12 protein-coding genes are annotated in these 13370 nt (G+C 42.6%); 2 read left to right on the plus strand and 10 right to left on the minus strand.

Annotated elements, in window-relative coordinates; all coding sequences use genetic code 11:
* The 9 genes from K1X84_11485 to K1X84_11525 form a co-directional block, all read right to left on the minus strand.
* On the minus strand, positions 1–630 hold a 630-nt coding region (locus tag K1X84_11485), incomplete at its 3' end, for a DNA polymerase IV (protein ID MBX7152257.1).
* A 42-nt stretch (positions 631–672) separates the two neighbouring features.
* Complete coding sequence (locus K1X84_11490; GenBank protein ID MBX7152258.1) at positions 673–1500, minus strand: 1-acyl-sn-glycerol-3-phosphate acyltransferase; 828 nt, start codon at positions 1498–1500, stop codon at positions 673–675.
* Position 1501: 1 nt separating this feature from the next.
* A complete protein-coding gene (locus K1X84_11495) occupies positions 1502–2323 on the minus strand; it encodes a class II aldolase/adducin family protein (GenBank protein MBX7152259.1) in 822 nt (273 codons plus the stop codon).
* A 68-nt stretch (positions 2324–2391) separates the two neighbouring features.
* Positions 2392–3105: a heme ABC exporter ATP-binding protein CcmA gene (gene ccmA, locus K1X84_11500; protein ID MBX7152260.1), complete on the minus strand. Its 714-nt coding sequence runs from the start codon at positions 3103–3105 to the stop codon at positions 2392–2394.
* Positions 3106–3122: 17 nt separating this feature from the next.
* A complete protein-coding gene (locus tag K1X84_11505) occupies positions 3123–4292 on the minus strand; it encodes a hypothetical protein (protein ID MBX7152261.1) in 1170 nt (389 codons plus the stop codon).
* Positions 4293–4310: 18 nt separating this feature from the next.
* A complete protein-coding gene (locus K1X84_11510; protein MBX7152262.1) occupies positions 4311–4793 on the minus strand; it encodes a zinc ribbon domain-containing protein in 483 nt (160 codons plus the stop codon).
* Between the two features lie 19 nt (positions 4794–4812).
* Positions 4813–5322, minus strand: a complete 510-nt coding sequence (locus K1X84_11515) for a cytochrome c-type biogenesis protein CcmH (protein ID MBX7152263.1) — start codon at positions 5320–5322, stop codon at positions 4813–4815.
* A gap of 15 nt (positions 5323–5337) precedes the next feature.
* The gene (locus K1X84_11520; GenBank protein MBX7152264.1) at positions 5338–7356 is read right to left on the minus strand and encodes a heme lyase CcmF/NrfE family subunit; all 2019 of its coding nucleotides are present in this window, start codon (positions 7354–7356) and stop codon (positions 5338–5340) included.
* A 117-nt stretch (positions 7357–7473) separates the two neighbouring features.
* Positions 7474–9201 carry a HAMP domain-containing protein gene (locus K1X84_11525; protein MBX7152265.1) on the minus strand — a complete coding sequence of 576 codons (1728 nt, stop codon included), beginning with the start codon at positions 9199–9201 and terminating at the stop codon, positions 7474–7476.
* A 219-nt stretch (positions 9202–9420) separates the two neighbouring features.
* Between K1X84_11525 and K1X84_11530 the strand changes: the two genes are divergently transcribed.
* Complete coding sequence (locus K1X84_11530; GenBank protein MBX7152266.1) at positions 9421–12225, plus strand: response regulator; 2805 nt, start codon at positions 9421–9423, stop codon at positions 12223–12225.
* The gene (locus K1X84_11535) at positions 12222–12599 is read left to right on the plus strand and encodes a response regulator (protein MBX7152267.1); all 378 of its coding nucleotides are present in this window, start codon (positions 12222–12224) and stop codon (positions 12597–12599) included. Before K1X84_11530 ends, K1X84_11535 begins: the two co-directional genes overlap by 4 nt.
* A gap of 12 nt (positions 12600–12611) precedes the next feature.
* Here K1X84_11535 and K1X84_11540 read toward each other — a convergent pair whose 3' ends face one another.
* Positions 12612–13364 (minus strand): slipin family protein, encoded by a 753-nt coding sequence (locus tag K1X84_11540; GenBank protein MBX7152268.1) that lies wholly within the window; start codon positions 13362–13364, stop codon positions 12612–12614.
* Between the last annotated feature and the right edge of the window lie 6 nt (positions 13365–13370).

A 13370-nucleotide genomic window follows, 5' to 3' on the forward strand; every position in this document is an offset into this window, starting at 1 on the left:
ATTCAACACCGCTAACTCGCCACAAGTATGAATCCCTCGAGAATACAGACTTTCCTTCATCACTTTCCCGACACCAGGCAGAACCGAAACATCTAATGATGAAAGAAAACCAGATTCATCACCTGCTATCACCTCAATAACACCATTGGGTTTGGCCCGGTCACACGCAATTTTTGATATAATTTTGTTCGATCCGATACCAATGGCACATGGAAGACCAATGGTTTGTAGGATCTCCTTCTGAATTCTGATCGCAAAGTTGAGCAATGTCGTTCCGAATAATTTCTCGCATCCGCTCCAATCAATATAAAATTCATCAATACTGGCTGCTTCAAATTCCGGAGCATATTGTTTCAAATATTTTCGCACCCGATAGGAATATTCCTCATATAAACGCCTGTGACCATCTACACGAATTGCAATCGGACATTTTTTTTGTGCAATCGCTGTTGCCATACCGGCACGAACACCATATTTCCTGACCTTATAGGATGCACAAGTAACAACTCCCCTTTTATCAGCCGGTCCAGCCACCATAATGGGCTTTCCAACTAGTGCCGGATCTCGCAAACATTCGACGGATACAAAGAAAGCTGTTAAATCGATATGTGCAATTCGTACAGCGGGCATCGGTTTTTCTTTGTTATAATTTACGAAGCTGAAAAAATTACATCATTGTGATATTTTGACAGATGATATTGGAGATGTTCTGTTGCCGGATAGGCGGATCTTCTCAAGCAATAGTTCATCATCGATCTTAGAAAGATGTTTGACTTGTTCGTAATTTGAAACGATTCTTGATTCAACTAATTCTTTCAATTCATCTTTTTGAGCCAATGTCATATTCTCGGTCGAAATCGGCGAATCAAAAATCAATTCAACTTCTCGGTTGAACCGGACATCGAAAAGACTACGATATTTATGCATAACATTAATCGTACCGCTGATGGTAACCGGAATGACATCTACTTGAGCACTAATGGCAAGGATGAAGGCGCCTTTTTTAAAAGGCTTTAATTCGCCATCCAAACTACGAGTTCCATCGGCAAAAATAACAACATTAATACCGTCGTGAATTCTTTTGGCGGCCCTTTCAAGACTTTGAATCGCTTTTTCCCGATGCCCGCGGTCGATGGGAATAAATTTCAACACCCACAAAACAAAACCAAGCAGCGGAACCCAACTCAATTCTTTTTTATGAATCATCCGCAATTGGCGAGGTGCAAATGTCATGAGCAACGGAATATCGAACAAACTTTGATGGTTGCAGATGAAAATGTACGTCTTGTCAGGACGAAGGCTTTCTAATCCGCTGACATGGGTTTTAATTCCCGCCATTCGTATCAATGTTCTGGCCCAAAAATGTTCCAATGTATACATCACTTTACCAAAAGGAAAAAAACATCCGACCATGATTGCGGTTAGCATCATAATTATAGTAAATAGAATGCCGTTGAAGGCAAGTAAAAAACTTCGTAAAACGGTAATGGTCTTGGTCACTTCAGCTTTCCCTGATAATTTTTTCAATAACTGATCGGATCAAATCTTCTTCTCCGGAAGCGGGGTTTATTACGGCTTGAAGAAGTGATCGCATGACCGTTTCATCTTTCTTCTCATAACATGAACAATCATTGCCAACACATGAATCTTCGCACACACGGCAACCTGGATTTATATCAGTCTGTGTTCCATAGGTACTTCGAATCGCATCTAATTTAACAACGTCTTCACGCGTGAGAATTTTTTCTCCTCCGAGCATCCTTGCTACAAAAATTATATTGGCATAATGCTCGACCCGTTCAAGTTTATAATAAGCATCAAAGATATTTTTGCCGCACGTTACGACGCCGTGATTGGCCATCAGACAAGCGTCGGCGGTTTTCATCACGTCGACTACTGCATCGGACAATTCATGGGTTGACGGCGTTCCGTATCGCGCCAAAGGAATGGAGCCCAATGTTGTAACAATTTCGGCCGCTACGCATTGATCCAGAGGCAGATTCGCTGTAGCAAAACCGGTTGCATAAACCGGATGTGCATGTACAACCGCTTTAGCGTCAGGTCTGGCATTATAAATAGCTAAATGCATGAGAATTTCAGTCGAGGGGCGATGTGAACCTTCAATAACACGGCCTTGCAGATCGATTTTGACTAACTCGTCAACAAGCATGAATCCTTTGGAACGCCCAGTCGGTGTGGCAATAATTTCATTATCACTCAGACGAACACTAATATTCCCATCATTAGCTGCAACCATCCTTTTATCGTATAAACGACGGCCGCATTCCAAAATGTCTTGTTTTATCTGTAATTCATCGGTCATGGGGCAAAGATAAAACAATTACCCAATCAATTCAAATTGAATTTGTGCAGCGAGGTGAGCGGATTTATCTAGGTAAGATATTGTTTGAGGATCGAATTGACTTTGTCAGTTGTTGTCGAATCGATGAAACTTTCAAAAGCGATTTGCCCTTTATCTAATAAAATTACACGGGAGGCAAGATTTAATACCTGATCGATGTCATGCGAGACCATAATGATGCAATTGCCAGCTTGATGATAGTCTCGGAGGATTTGATCGAGCATCGCCGATGCATTGCGATCAAGACCTGTATAAGGCTCATCTAAAAGCAGTAAACGAGGGCTATGCAAAATAGCCCGGGCAATTGATAACCGTTGCTGCATGCCTCTCGAATAGCGTCGAATAGGTTCTCGTGAACGTAAAATTAGTCCGACTCTGTCCAACAACGTCTGGATTCGCTCGGAGGCATTTTGCACATCATACATTTTGGAATAAAAATTCAAATTTTCTTCTGCGGTAAGATCGCCGTACAAAAACACTTGGTGTGAAATTACGCCAATATCTTTTAATACTTTATTAACGTCCTGATGGGCATCATTGCCGCCTATCGATAATTTTCCGTTATTAGGCTTAACCAATAATGACAAAATTCGCAAAAGCGTCGTTTTGCCGGCACCGTTGCGGCCCATAATGGCCAGAAATTCATTGGAATCTACGGACAAATTTATATTGCGGAGTACATTAAAACGGCCGAAAAGTTTGTTCAGATTTTCGGCCTGTATAAATGCGCTGCTATGGGTCATTAAAAAGTAGCGGTTGGTTAATGTTGATTGATGGATGTTAAGATATCATGAAGCTGTGATTTTAATTCGATTCGTTTTTTTTCGTAATTTTTTTTGTCTTTGCCACTACGTTCAAAATCGTCGTCGAGTTTGGCTAAGGTTTGAATAAGCTGTTCTTTCTGACGTTTGAGATCGCGATTGGAACCTTTTTTTTCATGATACGCAGGCTGAACAGCTTTTTTACTTATACCCCAATATAATCCAAATAACAACACCGCCAGAGCCATGGGCAGTATGACCCACACGGCCGTTTGTAAAGCATTCTCTTTGGCTTCAATTTTTGAATCTTGGTGACGATCGACGACAGAACCACCGCTTATTTGCATTTTAAGAGCCGTTCCAGCCTTGATGCTTTTTGCGGAATAAATGATGAAGCCGTTGTCTTCCATTTGCTTGTCGTCAATTTTCGTAAAACCGTCTGTAGTGACTTGCAAATCCACAGGTGATAAAAAAGCGTTACATTCGGTCACATCATAATACCATTGATGCGACATTTCAGCATTGCCGTTAGTATAATCCAATGCGTATGCGACCTGAATCTGAGTTACGCCGGGCCTTAATGGCAGATTAACCCCATAACCCTCTTCGAAAGCGAAATAATTTTGCGTGATGGGCATACTGCGATTAACTGAAGTGCTGACATTGATAATCTGTGCATCCTTCGGTGCATTAAATCGAAAGGTCGGTATCTTCTGATCTTTTTGGTTGTAGGTCGCTGTTCCATTATTCGAGATTTCAAACGTCTCTTCGATTTGAAGCACATTGCCTTCTCTCACAGCGATAAGATGCGGCACCCGAATGCTGATATTCGCCCATTTCGTCGATGATTCATAAACTTTTACATTTTCATTGAGCGTCACAGCGGAAGTAACCATGACATTGGTTGTGTACACTATACCTTGAAAAGAGGCTCTGACAAGGTACGGCGCGTTCGGATTAGGCTCAATGCCGGTGAAATTATAATCCGACACATTATCAAGTTGTTTTACCGTTGTAAGCCCTTGCCCGCTTTTAACCAATACAACCCAATCGGCTTTTATTTTTTTACCGGTCGTTCCGTTGATAACATCCCCGGTAATAGTCGCTGTATTTTGAGCGCTCAGTATGGCCATCGAACCTATTAAAAAAGCGATCAACATTCGTATCATAGTCGCTCCATTAAAATTTTAATTTTTAACTAATTTTGTACCGCATTCGGAACAAAACTTCGCGTCAACATGGTTTTCGCGCCCGCATGATGAACAGGTCAGCATTTCGTCCCGCGAAGTAATAATCACCGCTTCACCTGCAACGGCATGTTGACGTTTTTGACGGATCAAGTCTTCAATGTATGCATCCGTAATTTTGCCGTTACCTGCAACCGGTACACCCTCCTGCAGCGCATCAATCTGTTTCATTACATTCGATACTTCTTTCAGACACTCTCCGCGCAACGAACGATAATCGTTTTCAGCCATTTTGCCGATACCAAATTCAAAATCCAAATCTTTAATGTCAGCATAAATTTTATTTTTATGGTTTATCAGCGCTTCCAGTTTTTTGGTACGGTCATCTTTGAGATCGAATGGAACAAACGTTTTATCTAACAATGGCTTGAACACAAATATCAACGCCGTCAGCGCCAGCATGATCATAATAGCCGTAAGCATAATCACTCCTAAAACAAACTCATGATTCAAATTTTTTTAATTCTTCTTCAATCCGCGGATCTAATTCAGCGGGCGATTCCGCCGCAACCGGCTTCTCGATGGCCCGTCCGCTTATTTTTTTCACGACATACACTACGACCGCCAGAAATACTACAAACAAAACAAATGGCATCAACCATGCCATCAGATCAAACCCTTTCGTATCCGGCTGGGATAAAATAGCTTTACCTACCGGGGGTTTGCCCCGAAAACTGTACTCATTCATAAAATAATTCAGCATCTCTTGCCTAGAGTTTCCAGCAAGGATCATCTCTTCGATCTTATTACGCATTGGAATCGCCGAAGGGCAGTTCACGTGTCCGCATTGGGACAATACGAGATTACAACCGCATTGACAGATCAGATCGTCAGAAACCGATTTGAATAATTCTGCCTGTTTACCTGAAAGTTTTTCACTGTGAGCCGTTTCGCTTTGGGCGGCCAATGACCCCACAACCATAAAAAATAAAAGCAAAGAAATAGTTCGCAAAGTCAACCTCATGATTTATTGTTTTTCAGCAATGGATTCCTTTTTGACAGTTTTAATTTCCGTACGTTCATCCTGCGCGTTTGGTAACAGGCAAATTAATGTCCCTGCAACCAAGACGAACGTCCCAATCCAAAGCCATGTTACAAGCGGGTTGATATACAATTGAATGACGGCACGTTGCCGGGTATTATCCAATCCGGTAAATACGATGTATAAATCTTCCTGTAATCCTTTTTGAAGTGCAACTTCCGTTGAGGGTTGTTCACTGGCTTTATACATCCTAAATTCCGGCTTCATTGACGCTAAAAAACTTCCGTTTTTCGAGATGTTCAATACCGCATATTGCGATTGATAATTGGCATTATCATCGAACCCGATCTTTTCGCAAACAATGGTATAATCTTTGACCTGAGTCGTCTGACCTTGTCCAATTTCAAATTTGGTTTCATAATTGAAAATCGTTCCGGTAATGCCGATAAAAATAATGACGATCGCAAAATGAACGATATAACCGCCATAACGTCTCTTGTTTTTCAGCGTAAGGTTCTTCAGCGCCGTCATAGAGTTTTCTGAATTAGCTTTTATCCTCGCTTGAGTACCTTTGATGAATTCAATAATAATAACAGCGCCAACAAAAATGGCCAAAATGAAAGACATCAAACCGTAAAAATGTTGCGTTACGAAAAAGAAAACAAGAGCGCCACCAGCCAATGCAATGATGGTTGGATACAAAAAAGCTTTGTTGAGGCTGGCGAGCGATGTTTTTCGCCACGCGAAAAGCGGCCCTGCACCGGTCAAAAACAGCAGGAATAAGCCAATTGGAACGTTAACTTTATTGAAAAACGGTGCACCGATGACGATTTTTTCACCTGTAAAGGCTTCCGACAAGACCGGGAATATAGTCCCCCACAAAACTGCAAAACACGAGATCAGCAGAACCAAATTATTAAATAAAAAACTGCTCTCGCGTGAAATGGCAGAATCAAGACGGTTTTCATTTTTGAGCAGTGGTAACCGATGAATAACCAGATATACCGAAGCGCACAAAGCGATCACGATGTAACTCATAAAAAATTTTCCAATTGATCCCTGTGCAAATGAATGAACCGATGATACCACGCCTGAACGCGTCAAAAATGTTCCGAAGATACACAATAAATACGTTGCGACTATCAACGTTACATTCCATACTTTAAACATGTTTCTTTTTTCCTGAATCATAACGGAATGCAGAAACGCTGTTCCTGTCAACCACGGCATTAACGATGCATTTTCAACCGGATCCCAGGCCCAATAACCACCCCAACCTAGTTCAACGTAAGCCCACCAGCCGCCCAACATGATGCCCGCGCTCTGAAAGAGCCATGCAAACAGTGTCCAACGACGTGAGATTTTTATCCAGTTGTCGTCTAACTTCCCACTCAAAAGCGCGGCAATTGCAAATGCAAAAGGAATCACAAACCCAACGTATCCGGTATATAGCGTAGGCGGATGGATGATCATTGCAGGATGTTGCAAGAGTGGATTTAATCCGCGCCCGTCGACGGGAGTAAAAATGTGCGATGACCCGTCGGCGTGAACAGAATGTAATTCATCGAAAGGATTGGCCGAGAACAAATTAAGAGCGAGAAAAAATATTTGTGTTACCATTGCCGTAGCGATAACATAAGGCATCAATTCCCCATGTTGATGACGATAACGGTATGTAACGGCAAAACTGTATATGGCCAACATCAATGACCATAACAAAAGCGAACCCGCCTGTCCGGCCCAAAAAGCAGTGACTTTATAAAAAACAGGCAAATCAACATTCGTATAAGAAGCAACATACTCAAGACTCATGTCGCTCGTTACTAACAAGTAGATCAGACAGCCACTGGCAATCACAACCATGGCAAAAACAGCATACACGGAACGCTGGGCCACGAGAATCAGATCGCCACGCTTTTGACGGACGCCGATCATCGAAGTCAGCACCGCAAAGGCAGCCAATGCGATGCCAAGTATTAGTGCATAATTGCCCAATTCATTCATGCAAACGTCCTTTCACTATATTGACACATCCTGCATTTACAATATGATCATAATTAAAAAACCGCATTTATATAAGGATAGCTATCACAAAAAAAAATGATTTTTCTCATATATACTCTAACTCTTCCATAGAATTTCATACACCGTAACTGCTTCCGTCACGCCTTTCAACATTACCTGTTCAATCGGCGACGCAATGGATTTATTGGGCAAGAGATCATAAGTGGATTGGCTTATGATAATTTGGCCTTTTTTAGCCACACTGCACAACCGGTTGGCAATATTAACCGTTTCGCCGATCACCGTATATTCGAGACGTTTATTTGAGCCGATATTCCCTACAACCACGTCACCGCTATTGATACCAATACCGACGTGAATAGGATCTTTACCTTCCAATTTACGCTGAAAATTGAATTTTTCCGATGCGCGTTGCATTTGTACAGCGGCATTGATTGCGCGCATATAAAAGTCTTCATAATGCACCGGCGCACCATAAAATGCCATGATCGCATCACCGATAAATTTATCCAAAGTACCGCCGTACCGATCGATAATATCGATCATCTCGTCAAAATGCATGTTAAGCAAATTGATCAATTCCTGCGGATCCATGCCCCGGGACATCGGCGTGAAGCCACGAATATCAGTAAACATCACACTTAACTTTGCACGTTCGCCTTTCAAAATACCATTAATCGTTTGTTCGGCCAACACTTTCTTCGCAACATCCGGGGATAAATATTTACCGAATAAATTTTCAACCCTTTCTTTGTCTTTTAATCCTTTGGTCATCTCATTAAAGGACATAGACAATTGCCCCAATTCATCCCGGGTTTTAACCTGAATTTCAAAATTAAGATTTCCATTAGCGATTTCATGCGTCGCATCAACCAATCTACGAACGGGTTTGGTCACACCGTTGATAATCGTGAAGCCAATCAGCAGGGCCAGAACACCTCCACCGATCCCGATATACGCCAAAGTTCTAATAGCCGCACGAAGTGGTTCAAGCGCTTTATCAAGTGAGCTATAAAAAATATAAGTGGCAATAACTTTAGATTCTTCTCCTTCATATCCTGGCGAAGCAATTACCGGTGATGCGACTGCAAGAAATGTTTCGGGACCGAGTTTAAATGTGAACGGCGTACTTGATTCTTTACGAATCATGGCCTGATCCAATGCGTCACGATGCTCTTTCAACTGATCTAACAATGCCGAGCGATCATTGGCGCTGTCTTTCGCAACGATTTTGCCACCTACCAAAAAAGCAATACTACTGCTGGTAACTTTAGCAATATTTTCAGCAGCATTATCATTGATTTGCCGGCCAAGAATCGTTGCTCCAAGAATGTCATTGCCAATATGCGCCGGGGCAGCCGAGATCCAGAATAATGAATCCCCGACTTCCCAGAATCCACCGCTGGCCGCTCCTTCAACAAGCGCTCCCGTGACCTCGGGCAGCTGAGCAATATTCGAATGTTTAGCACCATCATACCCAATATTACCCAAAATTTCCCCGCTTCGGCTGACTGCAAGAAATATGTCCGAAGATAAATTTTGATTATATTCTTCCAAACCATATTGAATCGTTTGTTTGTCATTAGTCGTAAGCGTAGCAACATATTTCGGATTATCCGACGCGCTGATCACTTGCAAAATCAATTGATCGAAATAGGTTCGAGTAAATTCCTCATAGGTCGTTTTGCTTTTCGACAAACGCTCAGTGATGTCTTTTTCAATATTTTCGGCAATTTGACGGAAGGCAATGAATACGGCTCCGCCGGCAATGATCAACATGATCAACACAAGCCCGATCAGTTTATCTCTAAACTTTAATGACATGGTAATTTTGATTTTAATTTTGGTGTGTTGTTGCCAACTTAAATGTTATTTAAAATAAAAACAATTAAAAATTTAGTGAAAATTAAAATTCACCTTGAAAAAGCGCTGAGTTGTTCTGTATCTTTAAGCCGGTTCCTTTCTACTCTCTTCCTTGCTCGGATTGTCAGCATGTGATACATCATTGAATTGCTTTTGAGCCTATCACCGGAAAGCGAATGTATGATGGCTTTTTGGAAGTCGTTGAATACACGAATTTTCTTATCGTCACTTGTGGTGGCGGGCGTTGCCATTACATCGATGATCGTTTTTCACGGGATTAACGTTTCGGAAACTGACCGGACTCGCTTCATCATCATTAGTACGTTGATTTTATTAGCCGTGGCGATTGCGACATCCCGATATCTTATGCGTTGTGCAATCAAGGAACACGAACATCTTCAACGTAATATCACCGAGCAATCGCATGAACTTGAGTTATTGCACAGCGTAACTACCCGCCTGTTGCAAACCCATGACCTCAACGCCTTACTACAATTGATTATTGATTCGGCAATCAGTGCTATTCCCAGTGCTGAAAAAGGCACGCTTATGCTGTTTAATTCCGATCAGAATGCACTGATTATTCATGCATCCCATGGTTATAATGCAACCATTGCTAAAGGATTTCGCATGTCCATCAGCGAAGGGTTTGCCGGATATGCTTTCCGTGAAAAAAAGAATTTACTGATCGACGATCTTTCAACCGAACATTTTGTTGCTCCTGCCGCTGTTCTCGCTGAACCTATTCGTTCTTGTGTCGTTGCCGTACTCCAAGTAAAAGATATTGCGATTGGCGTCATTTCACTTGAGAACGGCTCGCGCGTAAAGGCGTTTGCCGATCCGGATTTGAAATTGCTTTCGGCTTTTGCATCCCAGGCTGCCGTTGCCATTGAAAATACACGCTTGTATGCCGGTTTGAAACAGAGAACGCGAGAACTGGAAATGCTTTTCACAGTCAGTACGAATCTGATTCAGACTATTGATCTAGAATCCCTATTGGAAATCGTCATTCAATCAGCTGTTACCGCAGTTCCGTCGGCGGAAAAAGGCGCTGTAGTGCTCTTTAACGAAGATAAGAGCTGGCTGGAAGTCAAAGCACAGTATGGATATAATGGAGACAAAATTAAAGATGTCATTATTAAACCCGGTCTTGGATATTCGGGAATTGCCGTATTGGAAAAACGGAATATCCTCATTCCGGATTTGTGGTCGCCGGAGGCTGAACGCTATCGGATAGAATCGGATTATGAAAATCGCTCCATCCAATCGGCGGTTACTGCTTTATTACAAGTAAAAGAACACATCATTGGAACGATATCGCTGGAAAACGGGCACCGGAAAAATGCTTTTTCCGAGGACGATCTGAAATTACTTACAACTTTTGCTTCGCAAGCCGCATTGGCTATCGAGCATGCACAGTTTTATAACACACTGGAACGGAAGGTTGAAGACCGCACCCATGAACTGCGCGAACTTAATGCAAAACTCATTGAAGCCGATCGTCTGAAATCGGAGTTTCTCGCCAATATGAGCCACGAACTACGAACGCCTCTTAACGCAATCATAGGCTTTTCAGAATTGCTGATGGAACAAGTTACGGGACCGGTCAATGCTGAACAGTTGCAATGTCTGCGCGATATCCACCAAAGCGGGCGTCACCTGCTCCAGTTGATCAATGATATTCTTGATTTATCCAAAATCGAAGCCGGTAAAATGGAATTATATCGTGAAGATTTTTCGGTCAATGATCTGCTCACGCTGGTTCATCGTACGGTTTTTCCTATGCTCGAACGAAAATCCCAAAAGCTGGACATCCGTAACGAAAAATCCTTTCCATTTATTTACGGCGATTCGAATAAAATCAAACAAATCGTTATTAACCTTCTCAGTAATGCGATAAAATTTTCACCTCCGGGCAGTACGATTACCATTGACACCGCTATGCGTGATGAAAAATTGCAACCTATGTTCGAAATGTCCATAACAGATCAAGGGCGCGGTATACACGAAAAAGATCATCACATCATTTTCGATGAATTCCGACAAATCGACGGCAGCCATACGCGTGAAGATTCAGGCACCGGTCTTGGATTGGCATTATGCAAGCGTTTGGTGGAAATGCACGGCGGTAAAATTTGGGTGGAAAGCGCCGTCAACCAAGGAAGCAAATTTGTTTTTCAAATCCCGCAGATCCGCATGGACGACACGACATCAAACAACATCAATCCTTCCGGTAACACAATCCTCATAGCAGAAGACGATCCTCAATCCGCAAATTACATGAAAAAAATATTGGAGATCGAAGGTTATCCGGCGACGGTAGTTCATCGAGGCGATGAAGTGCTTGATATGGCTATGGAGCGACAACCAACCGCCATTATTTTGGATATCATGATGCCCGGAAAAGACGGATGGGAAGTTCTGCGGGATTTAAAATCCAATCCAAAAACCGCTCCCATTCCCGTATTGATTGTATCCGTAATTGACAATAAAGACATGGCGTACAGTCTTCACGCCAGCGATTATTTCGTCAAACCGGTTGATCGTCATCAGTTAATTCGCCGGATTAAAACAATTGCCCGGCCACCCGATGCTGAGCCCCATTCCATCTTAGTCGTCGACGACGATCCGAAGATGCTTTTCCTCACGGCATCATTTCTTGAGAAAGAGAACTACGAAGTCGTCAAGGCGTCCAATGGCCGCGAAGCGTTAGGCTGCATTCGTGCACATCTTCCCGACCTCATTATTCTTGATCTGCTGATGCCGGAAATGAATGGATTTGAATTGCTCGAGGTTTTGCGCCATGATGTTCGCCTCAAATACATTCCCGTTATCGTTTTGACTTCCAAAGATATTAGCAACGAAGAACGGGAGTTGCTCAACGGGCAAGTGCGGTCGCTGATGCAGAAAGCAGCCCATTCGAAAGAAGAATTGTTATTTGAAATCAAACGTGTGTTGGGCGTTTCACAATCGAGGGAAGCATGAAAAAAATTCTCATCGTCGAAGACAATGATTTAAACTTACGTCTGGTGCGGATGCTTCTCCGGCATGAATCCTATCATTTCATCGAAGCTTTAAACGGTGAAGACGCTATCGAAATTGCTACGAAAGAACATCCCGATCTGATCGTGCTGGATATCCAGATTCCCAAAATCGACGGTTACCAGGTTGCGAAAAAATTAAAATCAGATCCGATCTTGAAAAAGATCCCGATTTTCGCTTTGACCGCTTATGCCATGAAAGGCGATGCAGAAAAAATCCTCGAAGCTGGGTGCGACCGTTACATGAGCAAGCCTCTGGACACAGAAGTTTTTAAAAAAATTGTAAAAGAATTAATGACCAAAAACGCGTCATCGTGAACCGACAAGTTTTTATTTATCTTTCGGCATAAATGCTTTCAGAAAATCTATCGGAACCGGAAATATTGTTGTTGAATTATTTTCTGCAGCAATTTCCACCAGTGTTTGCAAATACCGCAATTGCAATGCCGACGGTGAGCGGCTGATCACGTCTGAAGCCTCCGCCAGTTTATGGGAAGCTTGCAACTCACCTTCCGCTGCAATCACTTTCGCCCGCCTTTCACGTTCCGCTTCGGCTTGTTTAGCCATGGCCCGCTTCATCTCCTGCGGCAAGTCAATATGCTTCACTTCAACGGCCGTTACTTTTATTCCCCACGGTTCAGTCTGATTATCTATGATTTCCTGCAATTGCTTGTTGATCTTGTCTCGCTCAGCTAAAAGATCGTCGAGTTCAAATTGCCCGATGATGCTGCGCAGAGTCGTCTGAGACAACTGCGAGGTCGCCGCAATAAAATTTTCCACTTCAATGATCGCTTTGTCCGGCAGCAGTACGCGAAAATAAACGACCGCATTGACCTGAACAGAAACGTTATCGCGTGTAATAATGTCTTGTGGTGGTACATCCATTACAACTGTCCGAAGACTCACTTTGACCATTTTATCGATAACAGGAATAAGAATGATCAAACCCGGACCTTTGACGCCGATCAGGCGACCTAACCGAAATACCACACCACGTTCGTATTCGCGAAGAACTTTAATTGCACTCGCAAAGAAGAAAATAATTACAAAAATAAGAAAGGGTGCAAAAAATGTGAAATTCATAATTCC

The sequence above is a fragment of the bacterium genome (assembly GCA_019695335.1).
Lineage (GTDB): Bacteria > CLD3 > CLD3 > SB21 > SB21 > JABWBZ01.

Coding starts and splice junctions, on each gene's coding strand:
- K1X84_11495 (MBX7152259.1), bottom strand. CDS start 2,323: ATGACCGATGAATTACAGATAAAACAAGACATTTTGGAATGCGGCCGT.
- ccmA (MBX7152260.1), bottom strand. CDS start 3,105: ATGACCCATAGCAGCGCATTTATACAGGCCGAAAATCTGAACAAACTT.
- K1X84_11505 (MBX7152261.1), bottom strand. CDS start 4,292: ATGATACGAATGTTGATCGCTTTTTTAATAGGTTCGATGGCCATACTG.
- K1X84_11510 (MBX7152262.1), bottom strand. CDS start 4,793: ATGCTTACGGCTATTATGATCATGCTGGCGCTGACGGCGTTGATATTT.
- K1X84_11520 (MBX7152264.1), bottom strand. CDS start 7,356: ATGAATGAATTGGGCAATTATGCACTAATACTTGGCATCGCATTGGCT.
- K1X84_11525 (MBX7152265.1), bottom strand. CDS start 9,201: ATGTCATTAAAGTTTAGAGATAAACTGATCGGGCTTGTGTTGATCATG.
- K1X84_11530 (MBX7152266.1), top strand. CDS start 9,421: ATGATGGCTTTTTGGAAGTCGTTGAATACACGAATTTTCTTATCGTCA.
- K1X84_11535 (MBX7152267.1), top strand. CDS start 12,222: ATGAAAAAAATTCTCATCGTCGAAGACAATGATTTAAACTTACGTCTG.
- K1X84_11540 (MBX7152268.1), bottom strand. CDS start 13,364: ATGAATTTCACATTTTTTGCACCCTTTCTTATTTTTGTAATTATTTTC.